The sequence below is a fragment of the Sphingobacteriaceae bacterium genome, assembly GCA_016715905.1.
GTDB lineage: Bacteria > Bacteroidota > Bacteroidia > B-17B0 > Aurantibacillaceae > Aurantibacillus.
Map to the genome: position 1 here is coordinate 274,983 of JADJXI010000017.1, position 19,665 is coordinate 294,647.

General features: G+C 33.9%; 16 protein-coding genes. 10 read left to right on the top strand and 6 right to left on the bottom strand.

All coding sequences use genetic code 11. The features are described 5' to 3' along the window. Positions 1-5 precede the first annotated feature (5 nt). Entirely contained in the window at positions 6-1,073 is a 1,068-nt protein-coding gene (holA, locus tag IPM51_13715) for a DNA polymerase III subunit delta (GenBank protein MBK9285354.1), read from the bottom strand. Beyond that, positions 1,070-3,049, bottom strand: coding sequence for a sensor histidine kinase (locus IPM51_13720; protein MBK9285355.1), 1,980 nt, complete (start codon positions 3,047-3,049; stop codon positions 1,070-1,072). Before IPM51_13720 ends, holA begins: the two co-directional genes overlap by 4 nt. A gap of 416 nt (positions 3,050-3,465) precedes the next feature. Here IPM51_13720 and IPM51_13725 point away from each other — a divergent pair, with 416 nt between their 5' ends. Then, a complete protein-coding gene (locus IPM51_13725; protein MBK9285356.1) occupies positions 3,466-4,764 on the top strand; it encodes a hypothetical protein in 1,299 nt (432 codons plus the stop codon). 1 nt (position 4,765) lies between these two features. On the opposite strand, the gene IPM51_13730 is transcribed toward IPM51_13725, so the two are convergent. Together IPM51_13730 and IPM51_13735 are read right to left on the bottom strand one after the other, a co-directional pair. Further along, positions 4,766-6,307: a YifB family Mg chelatase-like AAA ATPase gene (locus IPM51_13730; protein ID MBK9285357.1), complete on the bottom strand. Its 1,542-nt coding sequence runs from the start codon at positions 6,305-6,307 to the stop codon at positions 4,766-4,768. 193 nt (positions 6,308-6,500) lie between these two features. Next, positions 6,501-7,763, bottom strand: a complete 1,263-nt coding sequence (locus IPM51_13735; GenBank protein ID MBK9285358.1) for a choice-of-anchor J domain-containing protein — start codon at positions 7,761-7,763, stop codon at positions 6,501-6,503. Between the two features lie 123 nt (positions 7,764-7,886). Between IPM51_13735 and IPM51_13740 the strand changes: the two genes are divergently transcribed. The 6 genes from IPM51_13740 (at position 7,887) to IPM51_13765 (ending at position 13,724) form a co-directional block, all read left to right on the top strand. Beyond that, entirely contained in the window at positions 7,887-8,327 is a 441-nt protein-coding gene (locus tag IPM51_13740) for a hypothetical protein (GenBank protein MBK9285359.1), read from the top strand. 59 nt (positions 8,328-8,386) lie between these two features. Continuing rightward, positions 8,387-9,622 (top strand): glutamyl-tRNA reductase, encoded by a 1,236-nt coding sequence (gene hemA, locus IPM51_13745; protein MBK9285360.1) that lies wholly within the window; start codon positions 8,387-8,389, stop codon positions 9,620-9,622. Between the two features lie 4 nt (positions 9,623-9,626). Beyond that, positions 9,627-11,207: a hydroxymethylbilane synthase gene (gene hemC / locus IPM51_13750; GenBank protein ID MBK9285361.1), complete on the top strand. Its 1,581-nt coding sequence runs from the start codon at positions 9,627-9,629 to the stop codon at positions 11,205-11,207. Positions 11,208-11,210: 3 nt separating this feature from the next. Further along, positions 11,211-12,182, top strand: coding sequence for a porphobilinogen synthase (hemB, locus tag IPM51_13755; protein ID MBK9285362.1), 972 nt, complete (start codon positions 11,211-11,213; stop codon positions 12,180-12,182). A gap of 68 nt (positions 12,183-12,250) precedes the next feature. Next, the gene (locus IPM51_13760; protein ID MBK9285363.1) at positions 12,251-12,802 is read left to right on the top strand and encodes a shikimate kinase; all 552 of its coding nucleotides are present in this window, start codon (positions 12,251-12,253) and stop codon (positions 12,800-12,802) included. Further along, complete coding sequence (locus IPM51_13765) at positions 12,789-13,724, top strand: hypothetical protein (protein MBK9285364.1); 936 nt, start codon at positions 12,789-12,791, stop codon at positions 13,722-13,724. Before IPM51_13760 ends, IPM51_13765 begins: the two co-directional genes overlap by 14 nt. Here the strand turns inward: IPM51_13765 and IPM51_13770 are convergent. Both IPM51_13770 and IPM51_13775 read right to left on the bottom strand, forming a co-directional pair. Further along, positions 13,713-14,054 carry a nucleotide pyrophosphohydrolase gene (locus tag IPM51_13770; protein ID MBK9285365.1) on the bottom strand — a complete coding sequence of 114 codons (342 nt, stop codon included), beginning with the start codon at positions 14,052-14,054 and terminating at the stop codon, positions 13,713-13,715. The genes IPM51_13765 and IPM51_13770 overlap by 12 nt on opposite strands. Positions 14,055-14,057: 3 nt before the next feature. Further along, on the bottom strand, positions 14,058-14,927 hold the full coding sequence (locus IPM51_13775; GenBank protein ID MBK9285366.1) for a mechanosensitive ion channel: 870 nt from the start codon (positions 14,925-14,927) through the stop codon (positions 14,058-14,060). A 35-nt stretch (positions 14,928-14,962) separates the two neighbouring features. Here IPM51_13775 and IPM51_13780 point away from each other — a divergent pair, with 35 nt between their 5' ends. The 3 genes from IPM51_13780 to IPM51_13790 are packed head-to-tail and all read left to right on the top strand — an operon-like array spanning position 14,963 to position 19,600. Then, the gene (locus IPM51_13780) at positions 14,963-16,066 is read left to right on the top strand and encodes a DUF4421 family protein (GenBank protein ID MBK9285367.1); all 1,104 of its coding nucleotides are present in this window, start codon (positions 14,963-14,965) and stop codon (positions 16,064-16,066) included. Beyond that, positions 16,063-17,754, top strand: a complete 1,692-nt coding sequence (locus IPM51_13785; GenBank protein MBK9285368.1) for an amidohydrolase — start codon at positions 16,063-16,065, stop codon at positions 17,752-17,754. Before IPM51_13780 ends, IPM51_13785 begins: the two co-directional genes overlap by 4 nt. A 28-nt stretch (positions 17,755-17,782) precedes the next feature. After that, positions 17,783-19,600 carry a UbiD family decarboxylase gene (locus tag IPM51_13790; GenBank protein MBK9285369.1) on the top strand — a complete coding sequence of 606 codons (1,818 nt, stop codon included), beginning with the start codon at positions 17,783-17,785 and terminating at the stop codon, positions 19,598-19,600. Positions 19,601-19,665: the final 65 nt, after the last annotated feature.

Genomic DNA, 19,665 nt, shown 5'->3' on the forward strand with positions numbered 1-19,665 from the left:
GATATTTAATGTAAAATTTTAAAAGTAAGTTCCTTCAATAAGGCGCCTTGATCAAATCCATTATTATTTACACCTTTAGATTTTAAGTCATATTCCTTTAGCAGAGAAAATATATTTTTAAGCTTTGCGGTTCCGTAATAAGATGCACCCTTTGCAATAGCGTCAACAAAGAATGGATTAACACCTAATGCACCGGCTGCGGCAAACTTACTTTTGTCCTTTAAAAAATGATACTTTAAAATTTTACTGAAGTAGGCAAATAATGTTGCCAGGGTTAAAACATTTGGATTGTCTTTTAAATTTTCAGCGAAATAATTTGCAATGCGATTAGCTTTTAAAACATCTTTGGCCCCTAAAGCATCCTGAAATTCAAAAACATTAAAATCTTTGCTAATTCCTATTTGATTTTGAATTATTTCAGGTGTGATTTCTACTCCCGGTTTTAAATTAATAATCAATTTTCCAACTTCATTTGTAATTTTACTCAAATCATTGCCTAAAAATTCAGCTAATAAAAATGCTCCCTTAGGCGATATGGCAAAGCCTAATCTCTTGATATAATCTGTAATCCATCCTTGCAAGGCGCTATCATACATTTTTTTGGTTTCAAAAAACACTGCGTTTTTTTGAATTGCTTTTGCCAAAGCACTGCGTTTATCTATTGTTTTATGTTTGTAGCAAATAACAAGAATTGTACTTGATAAAGGGTTACTAATATAAGAAGTGAATAGCTGCGCTCCATTTAATTTCTGACTTTTGATTTCCTCTTGGCCCTCTTCGTCACCTGCACTAGTTTTAGAAAATTCCTTTATACCTTGTGCCTCTTTAACTATTATCACCTGATATTCGCTCATCATCGGAAATTGTTTACACAATCCTACAACAGCACTTAAATCAACATCTTTCCCATAAACCACATGTTGATTGAATTCTCTTTCGCTTTCTTCTAATGTGTTTTCTTCAATATAATTACTTATTAAATCAATATAATAAGTTTCTTCGCCTGATAAAAAATATACAGGTTTAAATATTTTTCTTTTGAGATCTGTGATTATTTTGTCTACTTCTTTCAACTTGGAAATTTGCTGGAGTCCATTTCAAAATAAAACGCTGTACCATTAGCGTCTGTTTTAATCTTAATTTCAGAATCGATTTGCTCTGCTAAAATATTTATTAAATCCATTCCCATTGTTGTTTTATCCGAAACGTTCATGGTTTCCGACATTCCAACGCCGTTATCTAAAACAGCAATTACACATTTATCATTCTCAATTTTAACAGAAACCACTATGCTTCCCTTTTTATTTTTAGGAAATGCATGATTATATGCGTTAGATAAAAGTTCATTTATAAGTAATCCTAAAGGAACGGCATAATCTATATTTAACTTTAAACCATTAGCTTCAAGTTGAGTATCCAAATTAATTTGAGAATCTGAAAAACTCCTTTCTATTTGCCAAACGATATTATGCACAAAATCATTTAATGAAATATTCGACAAATTGGTGTTTTGATACAGCAATTGGTGAGTTAAGGCAATTGAAGCAATTCGTTGTTTTACTTCTTCCAATGCCACTTCATTTCCCGTACCCTCTAATTTAGAAATATGCAATCCAAGCAAGCTGTTAATTATTTGCAGATTGTTTTTTACGCGATGATGTACTTCTCTTAATAAAATGTCTTTTTCTTTTAGTGATTGTTCAATTTGTTGGTTTTGTACAATAATTTTAGAGGTTTTTTCCTGTAATTCTATCTGCCTTTTCTTTACATACCTATTTCGCCATAGTAAAACTATAATTAGGGCAGTTAGTACTAAAATTCCTATAAATTGGTAAGCCCTTTGTGATTTTATTTGTTCATCTTCCAGCTTTTGCTGAATCAGCATCTTATTTTTTTCCTGCAGTTCAAATTCTTTTTGTTCAATCTGAAATGCTATTTCGGCATTATTTAAATTTTGCATTTTTTCAGCCGTATTCAAACTGTCCTTGATATTAAAATACCTGTTAAAATAAAGGATTGCGTTATCATATTGTTTTTGCGCCTGAAAAAAGGTAGCTTTTAAATACAAGTATTTTAAACTTTGACTGATGTCGCTAAATCCTTTACTTAACAGGTGTTCTGAAGAATCCAAATATTTTTTTGCCAGTTCCTTATTATTTAATTGCAGATAACACTCCACCATTAAATTATAACTGTTAAAGGCACTACCAAAATCATTGTCTTTTAAACTGTAATATATATCTTCTTTTAAGAGGGGAATTGCCTCTTTTATTTTTCCTTTGTTGAAATAACTAAATCCTAAATTTCCCCCAATTAATGCTTTAAAAAAACTATAGTGTATCGCTTTTTCTTCTGGAATGTTCATGGATTCTAATACCTGTTTTGCTTTCAAAAAACTGGCCTCAGCACTGTCTGAATTTTTCTGGCGATTAAAATAAACCCCAACATCATTATACAAACTCGCCAAAGCATCTGTATCATTTACTGTAAATGATTTATTAAATTCATTTCTCCTTTCGGCAATGGCTTTATCAAAAAAATTAAGTGAAGCATACAACTTACTTTTAGGAATTCCGTAATCAATAATTACTGAATCACTTTTTCTCAATCGCATTAATTCCATTCGGGAATTCACTTCATAAGCTTTTATATAATTGCGAATTCCAACAAAACAGGTTTTCAGTAACGAATAACACAATAAAGAATCGTTAACATTTAAAGCATAACTATTTAAGCCTTGCTCTAAAGCAAAAACCGCCTTGGTGTAGTTTTTTCTGGAAAGCTCAAGTTTTGCCTCAATTAATTCTACCAACAGTTTCGCCTCTTTACTCTCACTTTTTTCACGTATTAACTTTTTGGCCAACTCCAATGTATCCTTAATTAAAGGGTAAACCTCATACAATTTTGATGGCGATAATTTAGATGTTAGCGTAATTCGATTTTTAAAATCAGCAGCATAAAATTTATCGCAAAATTCTTTTTTATCAGACTGTGCTTTTGAAAACCCAATCGAAAAAATAGTTAAGTAGAATATTGCTTTTAGTTTCATGATAATTTGGACATCCTAAACGGAAATACGCGCGGCTAACAAATTGAATATGTGATCAGAAATTAACAAGTACAGTATTGTCTAAAACAGAAAAGAAATTTACAGATTAATTCAAAAGAAAATAAGGAATCTTATAAAAAGATTTAACTCTACTAAAATATTTTAGAACACTTTATTGAAAGGGCGTTCTTTCATAATAAAACAAGTATTAGATTAATTTCTACTGGCTAAAAGGTTGTATCTTTAAGCGTTATGCAAAATTTCATTTTTTCATATATCGCCATATATTAAGAGTTTTGAAAATCCTCCTTAAACACTTTTATACAAGTTCGCTTATCCTAGTCTCAGGACTCTTATTGTTGTATTTTATTATTATCAGTTATTACAACAGGGCCGCTTCAGATGATATATATTCTATGATGCTTCATAAAGAATGGGGAAGTGTTGATTTAATTAGTCATTATTACCTAACCTGGAGTGGAAGATTAAGTTCCTTAATTTATTTTACATTTTACCTGAAATTATACCACTCACTGCCTGATTTTCATAACCTGATGTTATTCAATTACGCTTTTACCTTGTCCCTTTTAGTTTATTCAGTTTCCAAAATAATCAGGTTTATTTTAAAAAAATATTTTCAGTTTGATTTTGGAAAAATGCAATGTATAGCGTATTCTATTTTGTTTATTGGTTCATTTTACTTTTTTACTTTTCAAAGTAGCGAGGTTTGGTGGTGGTTTTGTTCCAGTTTTGTATACTTACAAAGTATAGTTTTTTTACTGTTTGGTGTTTCTTTAGTGCTTAGCTCAAACAAAAAAATATACCATTATTTACTCATTAGCTTTTGTTTTGCCTATGCCGGAAGTGGAAGTGAAATTTATACAATAATCATTTTAAGTTTACTGCTTTTCCTGTTCTTGTTTTCTAAAATTAAAAAATTAAAACCCATCGCCTTAATAAAAAAATCCGGATCTTTCAAAGCTGTTTCTATTGCCGTTTTAAGTTTTTGTATAAGCGGAATGATTTGTTTAAGCGCTCCGGGGAATTATGCACGATTAAAATCAGAAGAAAAAAATATTGTTTCATCAAAACAAATTGTTGTTGCTCAAGATAAAAACGAAATGGCAAATATATTTCTTTCAAATAAAAAATATATTGTTGCTTTAGCTTTGAGTTTTGCTTGGTTTTTTCTGGGCCGTCATTTATCATCTAAAAAATTAAACACAATTCCAAAACCCGCATTTAAAAAAATTACACTCCTCGTATTCTCAGCTACCTTTATTTCAATGCTTGTTCCGTTTATACTTGAAAACATTTTATTTAATACTATGTCAATTCCTATAAGGGCATATACATTAACTTCATTTTTACTAACTCTTAATTTTTGTTTATTGTTTTTTGCTTTAGGCTATAAAAATTGGATGAAATCGAATACTACTTTTCAATTTCTGTACTTAAGTTATCTTATATTGATAGTTTCGCTTCTTGTGTATACCACAACGGTACAATTTAATATATGCAAGCAGTATGCAAATGCATATGATAATCTTTTACATACTTTAATTGATGCAAAAAAAACAAATTTGCAAGGGAAACTAACTGTACAAAAATTACCGGACTCCGGTGTGCTTATTCCGCTTTATATTGAAGATAAATACATGTCTGAAAATATTGAAATTTTACTTGAATTACCCTATAAAATTGAATGTAAGTAAATCAACCGGCCCAGTTCTCTCTATCCAAACTTCTGTATTGAATTGCTTCGGCTAAATGTACTGTTTCAATTTTTTCATGGTTATCTAAATCTGCAATAGTTCTGGCTACTTTCAAAATCCGATCATATGCTCTAGCGCTTAATCCTAAACGTTCCATGGCGTTTTTTATTAATGCCATTCCTTCGGGCTTAAGCGCGCAGTATTTAATTAAATCTTTGCTCGACATTTGTGCATTACAGTATATTTTTCCGGACTCCCTGAATCTTTTGCTTTGAATTTCTCTCGCATGTATTACTCGAGTCCTTATACTTTTACTATCCTCCGATTTTTTTACATCACTTAGTTCGGAAAATGGGACAGGAGTAACTTCTACATGAATATCAATTCTATCTAACAAGGGGCCACTGATTTTATTTAGATACTTTTGAACTACGCCCGGAGAACATACGCATTCCTTTTCCGGATGATTATAAAATCCACAAGGACAGGGATTCATACTTGCTACCAACATAAAACTTGCTGGATAATCCACGCTGAATTTTGCTCTGCTGATATTTACAACCCTTTCTTCCAAAGGCTGCCTCATAACTTCTAACACCGTTCTTTTAAATTCAGGCAACTCATCTAAAAATAAAACACCGTTGTGGGCTAAACTTATTTCTCCCGGCTGCGGATGATTACCTCCGCCCACTAACGCAACATCGGAAATAGTATGATGGGGATTTCTGAATGGACGTCGGGTGATTAATCCTTTTCCTCCTTTAGCAGTTTTACCGGCCACGCTGTGAATTTTTGTGGTCTCCAGTGCTTCATCCAATGTTAACGGCGGTAAAATTCCGGGTAGCCTTTTACTTAACATAGTTTTTCCTGCGCCCGGCGGACCAATTAAAATTACATTATGTCCCCCTGCAGCTGCAATCTCTAATGAGCGTTTTATATTTTCTTGTCCTTTTACGTCATTAAAGTCATTTTCAATATTAAAATCTTCTTCGGCAAAAGTGCTTAATAAATCCAATTCTTTAATTGGCAATTGCTCGCTCTCATTAAAAAATCGAATAACTTCACTAATATTTTTAGCCGACAAAACTTCGATGCCGGAAACAACAGCTGCTTCTTCACAGTTTTCTTCCGGAACAATTATGCCTTTAAACCCATCTGCCCGGGCCTGAACCGTAATGGGTAAAATTCCACGGATTGGCCTTAACTGTCCATCCAAAGCGACTTCTCCCATGATAACATATTCACTTACCCGTTCACCGGAAATTTGTTCGCTTGCAGCTAATATTCCAATGGCAATTGGTAAATCATAAGCAGAACCTTCTTTACGGATATCTGCCGGAGCCATATTAATTGTTATTTGTTTGCCCGGAATTTTATATCCGTTTTGTTTTAATGCACTTTGCAATCTATGCTGACTTTCTTTCACAGCATTATCCGGCAATCCCACCAAATAATAATTAATTCCTGTTCCCACACTTACCTCAATGGTAATTTTTGTTGCATTAATGCCATGCACAGCATAGCCAAATGTTTTAACTAGCATAATACTTCCTTAAATAAATTTGATGCTTGCGGGTGATTTTTTTTCGATAAGAACTTTATTTCAAAGCCCCTGATGTGTTTTTTAAATTGAAACGATTGTATTAAATAATCGTTTTACCCCTTAAGACAGGTCAAATATCGTAAAAATATTTTTTCTATGCAAAACTGTTCCGGTTTTAAAAGCCTGAGGCTCCTTAATTCTCTTTAACCGTAATGTCATCTATCTGCCATTCGCGACCATCAACATTAGAACCAATATATTTAAAACCTATACGTGTGTTTGTAGTTTTATATGCACTTAATGAAATAGAACCGGAATTTACATAAACAAAATTACCGGTTGATAAAGTTGGGAAAACCTGCGTCCAACTTGCTGTATTAGGCAAACCGGTATTATAGTTTGTAGAAACGTAAACCTCAACTGCCGGCCCATTAAATTTACAGGCGTTTTGAAAGTATAAATTTGGGCTTGAAGAAGCTGATAAATTAATTGCCGGTGAAATTAACCAACTTTCGCAAGCCGAATTAACGCCGGCTGAATAATTGTTACATGAAGCAAAATTTAATGAATTAAATGTGCCGGTTTTCCAAGGAACGGAACCCGAAACGGCCTGCTGTGTCCAGCCACCTGAAGTAAGTGAAAGGTCTTCAAAATTTTTGCTAAGATATACTGTATTACATAAGGTTCCGGTCATAGAAACCTCTGAGAGTTTCCGAATCCTTAATTGAACTTCACTTCCAAATTGACTAACAATAGCTATCATGCTTCCGTTTCCGGTTGGTGGTGTTGTTCCTGCAAAATTTGCATATCCACTTGTTCGAACGGCTAATTTTGGGAAAGAGCCGCAAGCTTGTATGCTGTGATTTTTAGCCGTAAATAATACCGGATCGGCAAAAGTTGGAAAGCTTAAGTTCACGAATTCCACGTTCTCAATTCTTACCAATCTCGATTGCGAATTATAAACCGGATTTGAATTGGATATTAAATCAACAATTGTCATTACCTCCGGTTGTACAAATTTTCCACTTGCAATTTTGGTAATCATAGTGGCCGGGTTAACTGAGTCTAATTGTATCAGATCAAACTCGTCATTCAAATAAGCTCCCTTTAAATTTATTTTTATACTATCGCCAATAATTAAATTTGTATTACTTGTTAATTTTATGCGAATAGCACCTGCACCATCCTTTACAAATAACTCCTTGAAAAAATTGCCGCTAACCTCATCCGCAATAACGGTACAGTATAACAAACTATCATCGGTGAACTTGTAATTTTGATTCGGATTTAGACCATATTTATTTTTTATATCGAAAATAACAATCTTTTTATCCGGAGTTGGTGTAAAAGTTACGGGTTCCGGAACCGGATCTTTTTCTTTTTTCTTGCAAGATTGAAATAAAAATGTAAAAATTAATAACGCACAAAAGCTAAAAATAATTTGTTTTGTTCTCATGTGAATCGTATTTTATAAATTAACAATTACCCGAATTTATACATTTTATGCTAATTAACATATTCAATTATTAATTTTTTGATATCTGTTTTTTTTTGTAGGTTTGGTCTAAATAAATTTAAAATGAAAAATTTCCTTTTTGCTGTACTGATCCTTTCTTTTACCGGATTTTTCGCTCAAAATAAAGAGGCTTCCGCTGAGCTAGATTGTTTTAATAAATGGGCTGCGAAGTTTGACGAAAGAGGTGCTGAAAATGTAGCAGATGGCATGTATGATGATGTTATTATTACCAGTCGTTTAAACGGTAAAGCGCACTGCTATAATGGAAAAGTAATCGTAAAAGAAGGAATGATCGTTCGCTTTTATATTTTATTAAGTGACGGAAGTCATGAAGAGGTAAAAAGAACATGGAAAAACAAATCCAACGAAAATGTAACTATTGCCAATGGCATGAGCAAAAGCTTAATCACCGCTCATGGAGAGCTACTGAATGTGCTTTGGCCTTCTAAAATCAAGGCCAAAAAAGCAAAGCCAAGTGTTGCGCCCGACCCATCAGATGACTAATGTCAATGACAATAATATGACAGAATAATTCGCAAAATACCCGAAATTTGACGGGTATCTTGGAAAGTCTCAAAGTCATAGCTTTTACGCACAAAACACTTCCTTTTGAACTTATTGGAAAACTGCATTTGGATGCGGAAAATCAATCTGCCGTTTTAGGTGCTTTAAAAATTAATTACGGATTTGAAGAACTTTTATACTTAAGCACTTGCAACCGAGTGGAGTTAATCTTAAAAACAGAAATTCTTCTCGACAACAAGTTTATCCAGGAAATTTGCAATTTTATTAATAGCCGTTTGAATTTGGCCGAATGTGAGCAAATAGCCATAGGGGCTGAAGTTTTTATTGGCGAATTAGCCGTTGATCATTTACTTCGCGTTGCTTCTTCTTTAGACTCAATGGTAGTTGGTGAACGCGAAATTATCACGCAAGTTCGAAAGGCTTATGATAATTGCAACAGCCTTGGGTTAACAGGCGATACTTTACGCCTGCTTGTTAGACATACTATTGAAACAGCTAAGGAAGTATATACTAAAACGGATATTGCAAAAAACCCGGTTTCAATTGTGTCATTGGCTTATCGTCAGCTGAAAGAACATGGAATTAAAAATAACGCTAAACTCATTTTTGTGGGAAGTGGGGAAACAAACTCCACTATGGCCAGTTATTTACAAAAACATAAATTCGCCAATTTCTCTGTTTTTAACCGAACACTAGAAAACGCAAAAATACTTGCCAAAACTTTAAATGGTCAGGCCTATTCACTAGAGGAACTTCAAAACTATAAAGCAGGATTTGATGTACTTGTAGTTTGTACCTCCGCATCAAGCCCCATTATTACCAATAAATTGTACAAGCAACTTATTGGTTCAGATAAGCATAAAAAAATTATTATTGATTTAGGCATTCCGGCAAATGTTGAAGATGAAGTGTTTTATAATAATGATAAAATTCATTACATAAATATCCAGTCGCTAAAAGAAAAAGCAAATGCTAATCTTCAACTACGTAAAGGCGAAATAGCCAAATGCGAAAATATTATCCAGGATAAAATAATTTTATTTAATCGACTTCAAAATGAGAGAAGAATTGAGCTGGCTTTCGGAGAAATACCCAAACAGGTAAAAGCAATTAAAGAAACCGCCATTTCTGAAGTGTTTGCCAAAGAAATAAATCAGTTGAACCCCGAAAGTAAAGTATTGTTAGAAAAAGTTTTATCGTACGTTGAAAAAAAATATAATGCCGTTGCTATTAAAACGGCTAAAAACGTTTTACAGAGTCCTGAATTAAAATAATATTTTGAACAGAAAAATCATTATAGGCACTAGGGGAAGCGATCTTGCTCTGTGGCAAGCTAATTTTACGCTTGATCTTTTTAAGGAAAAAGGTATTGAAGCCGAAATTAAAGTTATTCAAACGCAAGGTGATAAAAGCCAACAATGGAATACTTCATTTGATAAATTGGAAGGAAAAGGATTTTTCACCAAAGAACTTGAAGAAGCTTTATTAAATAAGGAAATCGACGTTGCCGTTCATTCGCATAAGGATTTACCAACCGAAATGCCCTACGGCTTGTTAGTAGCCGGTGTATCTAAAAGAGAAGATCCATCAGATGTGCTTTTAATTCATGAAAGGGCCATCGATAAAAAACAAAAGTGGAATCTTCAAAAAAATTCTAAGGTTGGGACTTCTTCTGCTCGACGTAAATCGCAAATGTTAGCATTCCGTCCGGATGTAAAAGTAAATGATCTGAGAGGAAACGTACCTACCCGAATTGAAAAACTTCGCAAAGGTGAATACGATGCAATTTTAATAGCCGCTGCAGGTTTAGAAAGATTAAAACCGGATTTGGATGATTTTCATGTTGAAACCTTAGACCCCACCGAGTTTGTCCCTGCTCCAGCTCAAGGCGTTTTAGCCTGGCAAACCCGTGAAGATGATGATGACATTTTAAGTCTTATTGATCAAATCAGTGATTTTGACGTGATGGTAAAAATTAATATTGAACGTCGCATTTTAAATTTATTTGACGGAGGTTGCCAACTTCCCTTAGGCGCCTATTGTGATACAGAAGAAACAGACGATGGTCGCTTACGATTTAAAGTATGGACCAGCATGGCCCAAGCCTGGGATAAACAACCCAAACAATTGTATTTTAATACCACTAATACGGATGGGTTTGCTGATGAAATAGTAGAAAAAATTCAAAACTTAAAGCCTAGAAAAGTTTTTATTTCCCGCAACTCCAACGAATCGGAGTACTTACATCGTGCGCTTACTAATTTAGGATTTACCGTTGAAGGAAAAAGTTTAATTGAATTTAAAGAAATTAAAATAAAAGAACTCCCGAAAACGGATTGGGTATTTTTTAGCAGTAAACACGCGGTACGCTACTTCTTAAATCAAAAACCTAAACTTGAAAATGTAAAATTTGGTTGTGTAGGAACTTCTACCAGCGCTGAACTTCGTCAGTTTGGGTTACGGGCTGATTTTATTGGCCAAAGTACAGATGTGAAATTGGTTGGAAAGCAGTTTGCCGCAAAAGTAGGAAGCGGAAAAGTTTTATTTCCTATTGCAAAAGATAGTTTACAAAGCATACAATGGCAAATGGCTAAAAAAGATAATGTAATCAATTTAAATGTTTATGCTACTCTTAAACACAGCCTGGAGATAAATCCGGAAAACGAAATTTTGGTTTTTACTAGCCCCAGTAACGTTGAGGCTTTTCTAGAAAAAAATAAAATTCAAGCTCATCAAAAAGTAGTAGCGATGGGTGATGCAACAGAAAATGCACTTCGAAAAAAGAAAATAAAAACTCATTTAAAACCAACTTCATTTAATGACTTAGGTTTATTTCAAGCTATTTTATCCTTATCTTAATTTATGCAACCTATCAGACCCAGAAGAAACAGGAAAAACGAAACCATACGAAACATGATTCAGGAAAATAATGTTTCAGTAAACAATTTAATATTTCCATTGTTTGTTTGCGAAGGAAAAAGTACAAAAAGCGAAATTAAATCAATGCCCGGTATTTATCGGTATAGTACTGATTTGTTATTGAAAGAAATTGAATCTTGCCTAAAATTAGGCTTAAATTCATTTTGCATTTTTCCGGCCATCTCTGATAAATTAAAAAACAAAAAAGCATCTGAAGCATTAAATGAAAAAGGTTTATACCCAAACGTTTTACGAAAAATAAAAAGCACTTTCCCCGAATCCGTAATCATGACTGATGTGGCACTGGATCCATACAGCAGCGACGGACACGATGGACTTGTTCGAGACGGAAAAATATTAAATGATGAAACCATAGAGCTGTTAAAAGAAATGGCCCTAATTCAAGCTCAGGCAGGTGCAGATATTATCGGCCCTAGTGATATGATGGATGGTCGGGTTGGCGCCATACGTGATTATCTGGATGAAAATGATTTTACTGACGTATCTATCATGAGTTATACAGCCAAATATGCCAGTGCATTTTATGGTCCATTTAGAGATGCCTTAGAAAGCGCTCCTAAATTCGGGGATAAAAAAACCTACCAAATGAATCCTGCTAACGTAAGAGAAGCCATAACCGAAGCTGATTTAGACACAAATGAAGGAGCCGACTTTTTAATGGTAAAACCCGCATTAAGTTATTTAGATGTGATTAAAACATTGCACGACCAATTTAATTTACCAATTGCTGCTTATAATGTGAGTGGTGAATACGCCATGGTAAAAGCCGCTTCAGCAAAAGGTTGGATTGATGGAAATAAAGTGCGAGATGAAATTTTATTAAGCATCAAAAGAGCCGGAGCCAGCGTTATCCTTTCGTATTTCGCCAAGGAGTTTGCCCAATCCAAAAAATAATAGCACTCCCCATTCCATTCCTGTTTTTCAAAGGATAGGCTTAATTTCTAATGTATTTAGTTAAATTTATGCAATCAATAATGCATGCAAGCCATCATATATTCCTTTGCGGATTCATGGGTAGCGGTAAATCTACACAAGGCAAAAAACTAGCGAGTTTATTGCGCATGCGTTATATTGATTTAGACAAACACATTCAGAAACTTGAAAACAAAACCATAGAATCCATATTTGAAACTTTAGGCGAAAAACATTTTCGCGATTTAGAAACTAAATACTTAAAAGAACTTGTTCAGGAAAAAAATCCTAAAATATTTTCCTTGGGCGGAGGTACTGTTTGCTTTAACAATAATATTGAATTTATAAAAAGTAGTGGAATATTAATTTATATAAATATGACCGCTGCTGCATTAAGCGAACGCTTAAAAAAATCTAAACAAAACAGGCCTCTTTTAAAAAATATACATCCCGATGAAATTAATAACTTCATTGAACAAAAATTAAAAGACCGGCAACTGTATTATACACAAGCTCATCTTACTATTGAAGGCATCAACCTAACCGCAACAGATTTAAATAACGCCATTCTCCAATTTAAAAAACACAATGAAAAGAAATAGTCCATTTTTACTTTTCGTTTTTTTAATGCTCAAGCTAAATACATTTTCTCAGGAATTGATTTATCATGAAAGCCCCATTGGTTTTAATTTTGGCGGAGTTTTTTCAGTTGGTTCACATGTGCAAAGATTAGGCTTAACTTTTAATTTTTTTTATGTGAATGATCGTTTTCAAATGAACTCCGAAGCCCGGTTACAGTTTAATTTAAAAAATCTGGGGCCCTCTGGCTATCATCCCGAATTTGTGTTATCCCAAGGCGTTTTATTTGCCTATGGTGCACCGGCTCCTTATGCTAACCCGTTTTTATCAACCGTTTCCAATCAAACTAAATATCAAAATTCTTTGGGATATGCTTATCATTTATGGTTTACTCCAAAAAAAATAAAAACAACACAGCAAACCGGAATAATTTCAATTCAGTTTAATCAAATTAGTTTTATTACCGAAAATGATATTTTAGCCCGGCCCTTACTCGACCGATTTAGAACAGGTGCTTTTTTAATTCAATATCAACACGACACCACTATTCAGGCCGGAATTAATTGTACGATGTGGACCGGACAGATGGGTAAAACATTAAGGAATGTGGAAGGATTTCCCGGACCCGGATATATGGATACCACCGGAAGTGTACATGGAAATAAATCACATGGCCTGCTGAGTTTGCAAGCCAAGTACCATTTTGTGGTTTCTCAAATCATTCAGGCTAATATTGGTGTAGATGCTGAACAAATTCGCAATGCAGTTCAAAATAGAATCATACATGATGTGTGTTGGCTTCCTAAATCCTGGTTTAAACGTTACAATTGTCATATTCCCATGTTGGATAGTGAGGGAAAACAGTATTTATACAAACCAGAACAAAAAATCAAAAAAGTAAAACCTTATTGGGGATTAAGCACTAATTCGAATTTATTTTATTGATTTTTTCTGAAGCTTTACGTTTTTTTTATGTCGTGTTTTATCTCTCTTACTTTTTTTCTCCAGATTTTTAATCAATGATTTTTCTAAATCAATTCCGGTTTGGTTAGCCAAACAAATTAATACAAATAAAACATCGGCCAGTTCATCGGCCAGTTCCTTTTTTAAATCACTCTTTTTATGACTTTGTTCACCATATTGGCGGGCCATTATCCTTGCAACTTCTCCTACCTCTTCCATTAAAATAGCCATATTGGTTAGTTCAGAAAAATACCTTACACCGTATTTTTTTATCCATTGATCAACAGTTTTTTGCGCTTCGCTAATTTTCATCTTTTAAAATTTAGGAATAAACTGGCTTATCCCATTTTTATCTAATTCTTTTTTAAGTAAAGTATGTAACTCTGAAATAACCATGTTCTTATTATTTGTTTCGCAAAAAGGCCTTACTAAAACAGTCATACTTCCATCAGCAATTTTTCCAATTAACACTACAGGCTCGGGAGATTTTAAAATTTTTTCATAATGCTTTAATACTCCGGTTACTATTTCTACAACTTTTGCCGGATCATTTTCAGGTTGCAAAGTAAGTGTTATATCCGCGCGTAATATTCCTGATCTCGAAACATTGGTAATAATATTATTTGATAATACACCATTAGGTAAAATCACAATCTTTTGATCAAAAGTTGTAACCAATGTATTAAAAATTTGAATCTCCGTAACTGTTCCGGTTATACCTTGAGCCTCTATTTGATCTCCAACCTTAAATGGCTTGAAAATTAAAATTAAAACCCCTCCGGCAAAATTGGCTAGCGAACCCTGCAATGCAAAACCTATGGCTAAGCCGGCTGCGCCTAAAATGGTGACAAAACTCGTAGTGCCAATTCCTAAAATTCCTGCAACTGAAACAATAAGAATAATTTTTAAACCTATACTTACCAAACTTTTTAAGAAAGTTTTTAAACTAATTTCCATGTCTTTTTTAGTCATGGCTTTTTCAGTAATAATGGCAATGCGTTTAATAACCCACAAACCAATAAGTAATACTAAAATAGCTTCAAGCAACACAGGGATAAAATCCTGCACTTTTTGAATAATCATATCCATAAATTCCCCTACTCTATCTTTTTCATTCAATAACTTCTCCTTTACATTGGGAATTATACCTCCTGAATTCTCTTGTATTTTGAATAACCAAAACATGATTTTTTTTTTTTACCTTCACAAAACTAACAAACATGTACAAATACTTTGTATTAATCGCTGTCTTCTTTTCAACTTTTCTTGACGCACAAGATGTTGAGGTAAAAGTAGCCCAAGATAGCCTGCGTTTTAAAAAAATTAAAACCGTAAAATGGGACACTACAAAATATCGCAAGTACAATTACGTTTTTATTGTGGGCGTATTTAATCAATACCGCGATTTTAATAATGAAATAATTCAAGAAATCAATAAAGATTCTTTGCACCTTTCCAATCAAACTTATGTTGCTGAATCGAATGTAACCGGTGGCCTTTCTATCAGTTATGATAAATTTCAGATTAATTTAGGCACTAGAACCAAACCCCGAGAAGATCAACAAGGCAAAGGTTATACCAAAATGTTTAATATAGGATTTAATTTTGGTGATAATAGATGGGTGTCAGAAAATTATTACCGAAGATTTAAAGGCTTTTATAATAAAAGCACCCCGAATTTTGATACCAATTATAAACACACCAATGCGTATTATTTACAACCCAACATGAGTAGCAGTTTATTTATGTCGCGTTTATTGTATTTTTCCAATTACGAAAACTTTTCTTACAAATCGGGGTTTGGTTCAAATTTTCGTCAGTTAAAAAGTGCATTCACCTGGATTATTGGCGTTAATTACAGTGCATATACTATGCTTAATGATAGTTCAGTTATTCCAATTCAAGCCCGACATTTATTCAATGATTATGCACAGATGAGAGGGCTTAAATCATTTAACATTGGCGGAACATTTGGAGCCGCGGCAACAATAGTAGTATTTAAAGCCTGGTTTATTAACGGACACTTCTCTTTTGGGCCGGAAATCCAAAACAGGAATTATGACTTCACAACACATTCGCGAAGAATTAGTTATATAGGAGCAAGTGGTATTGGCCGATTTTCAATGGGGCTTAACTTAAATAAATTTTATTTCCTGGTATCCATTAACAACGATTACAATTTATACAACAGTAAGAAAATAATAAAAATTAAATCAGAAGCTATAACACACAACCTCACCCTGGGTTGGCGTTTTAATTCGGGCGAACCTATAGGGTTTTACAGGAAATTTCAGCAAACCCGGCTTTACAAATTATTCGGATGAAAAAATTTATTACAATTGCTGTTGTTTTTCTTTTATTGGTTTCATGTTCAGGGCCAAAAACAAAGGCGGATAGCATTTTATTTAATGGAAAAATTTATACTGTTGATTCTGCATTTAGTATCCAGGAAGCACTGGTGATTGAAAATGGTAAAATTATTTATTGCGGCAATTCAGAAACTGCTTTAGATAAATACGAGGCCGGCAGTATCATTAATTTAGAACAAAAAGTTGTTTTTCCCGGATTTATAGATGCACATTGTCATTTTTATGGTTATGGAAAAGGTTTGAATGAATTAAATTTTGTAAACAGTAAATCGTATCAGGAAATCATTCAATTATTAATCAGTTATGCCAAAGAAAACAATCTTTTTCCCGAAAACTCTGCCATAAAATTAAACGAAGCCAATTGGATTATTGGCCGTGGATGGGATCAAAACGATTGGGGGAACAAAGAATTTCCCGACAAAACAAAATTAGATTCATTATTCCCGAATACGCCGGTTTTATTAAAGCGAATAGATGGGCACGCCATTTTGGTTAATCAAAAAGCTTTAAACATTGCAGGATTTAGTGAACAAACTAAAATTAACGGCGGTGAATTAATTATTAAAAACGGAAAATTAAGTGGAATTCTCATTGATAATGCCGGAGACTCGCTTGAAAAATTTATTCCTAAATCTGCTAAAGAAATAGTAATTAAAGCTCTTTTACGTGCTCAGGATTCTTGCATTAAAGTTGGGTTGACAACTATAGATGATGCAGGACTAGAAAAAAACATAATAGATGCCATAGATGAATTACAACAAAGCCATAAGCTAAAAATAAAAATATACGCTATGCTCAGTCCAACACCTGAAAACATCCATTATTATTTAAAAAACGGTGTATATAAAACCGAGCGTTTAAACATTTGTTCGTTTAAATTTTATGCCGATGGGGCATTAGGATCAAGAGGAGCTTGTCTTAAAAAAGTATACAACGATAAAAAAGACTGGCAGGGATTTTTACTGAATGACATTTCTTATTTTAAAAAATTTGCAGAAATGCTGGCGCCAACAAAATTTCAAATGAATACACATTGTATTGGCGATTCAGCCGGTAAAATAATTTTAGATATTTATTCCATGTACTGCAAAAGCAGCAATAAAAGATGGAGAATTGAACATGCGCAAATCATAGATGAAACGGAGTTTAAAAAATTTAATAAAGATATTATTCCCTCTGTGCAGCCCACACATGCCACGAGTGACATGTATTGGGCCGAAAACAGAATTGGAAAAGAACGAATGGCCGGAGCTTACGCTTATAAAAAATTATTGCAATCTGCGGGGATTATTGCATTGGGTACAGACTTTCCCGTTGAGCACATATCTCCATTCAAAACTTTTTATGCCGCTGTGGTTCGAAAAGATGCTCAAAATTATCCGAAGAACGGATTTCAGACTGTAGATGCGCTTACGCGAGTTGAAACTTTGAAAGGCATGACCATTTGGGCGGCTTATTCCAATTTTGAGGAAAAAGAAAAGGGAAGTTTGGAAGTCGGAAAATTTGCCGATTTTATCATTCTGGATCAAGACCTTATGCTTTGCAAAGAAAAAGAAATTATGAACACCAAAGTGCTCAATACATTTATAAACGGAGAGGAAGTTTATAGTGTGAAAGGAACACAAAAGAAATCAAATCCTTAGTATACTTATATTCCGTACTTTTGTTTCAATGGCTTACAAGAATCTTAAAGAATGCATTGAAGATCTGGAAAAGAACGGACACCTCATTCGAATAAAAGAGGAAGTAGATCCGCAATTGGAAATGGCAGCCATTCACTTAAAAGTTCATGCCGCCGGCGGAAAAGCAATTTTATTTGAAAAAATAAAAGGAAGCAAGTACCAGGCCGTTAGTAATTTATTTGGCACACTTGAGCGCAGTAAATTTATTTTCAGACACAATCTTGAAAAAATGCAAGAGCTTGTGCAATTGCGAAACGACCCAATAAAGGCAATTAAAAATCCATTTAAAAATTTAACATTAGGCTTTGCCGCGCTCAAAGCATTACCAAAAAAAGGAAGTTTTTCTTCTGCCGGTTTTAATGAAATAAAAATTAGCGAGCTACCATTAATAAAACACTGGCCAATGGATGGTGGTGCGTTTGTAACATTACCGCAAGTTTATACAGAGGATATTGATAAACCCGGAGTAATGGCTTCTAATTTAGGAATGTATCGCATACAATTAAGCGGCAACGAATATGTGTTAAATAAAGAAATTGGATTACATTATCAATTGCATCGTGGCATTGGCATTCATCAAAACAAAACCAATAAAAAAAATGTACCGCTTAAAGTAAGTGTTTTTGTAGGTGGTCCGCCATCACACACGTTGGCTGCAGTAATGCCTTTACCCGAAGGAATTAGCGAACTAACTTTTGCCGGTGCCTTAGGCGGAAAAAGATTCAGGTATGATTATGTTGATGGATTTTGTATTTCGTTGGATGCCGATTTTGTAATTACCGGAGAAGTTTATCCAAATGAAAATAAACCCGAAGGCCCGTTTGGCGACCATTTAGGTTACTACAGTTTAAAGCACGATTTTCCTTTAATGCGTGTGCATAAAGTTTATGCAAAAGAAAATGCCATTTGGCCTTTTACGGTTGTTGGAAGACCGCCTCAAGAAGACACTGCCTTTGGAGCATTGATTCACGAAATAAGTGGCACTGCCATTCCACATGAAATTCCGGGAGTAAAAGAAGTACATGCGGTGGATGCAGCGGGTGTTCATCCTTTACTACTTGCTGTTGGAAGCGAAAGATATACGCCCTATTTAAAAACAAAAAGACCGGCCGAAATTTTAACGCAAGCCAATCGCATTTTAGGAACCGGACAATTAAGTTTGGCAAAATATTTATTTATTGGTGCTGATAATGAAAAAGAAATTAACTGTCATGACACTTTTGAATTTTTCAAATTTGTTTTTGAAAGAATTGATTTAAGGCGCGACTTGCATTTTTATACTAAAACAAGTATTGATACTTTAGATTACAGTGGAGAATCAATTAACGAAGGCAGTAAATTAGTGGTAGCTGCTTACGGAGAAAAAGTACGGGAGCTTGAAAATAATTTACCTGTCTGTTTATTAAATTGTGATTTTATCTCGAAACCGGTAATGTTAATGCCCGGTGTAATTGCCCTGCAAATTGGAGAATTTGTAAACTACCAAAATACTAAACTCGAAATAAAAAATTTAAGTGAATTTATAAATAAACACCTAAGCGAGTTTAATGGCATAGTACAAATAATTATTTACAACGATTTTAATTTTACCCCGCACAATAAAAGCCTAAATGATTACGTTTGGATAACGTACACCCGTAGTAACCCTAGTGCTGATATTTATGGTGTAAACGAAAACATCGAACACAAGCACTGGGGTTGCACCGGGCCAATAATCATCGATGCCAGAAAAAAACCGCATCATGCCCCAGAGCTGAAGATAGATTTGAACGTTGAGGAGAGGATAGCCCGAATCAAACTTTTATAAAATCCTTTTAAATTATGAATTTAGAATGACTAACGACGAGTCTATTGGTCTTTCACATTCGCGCC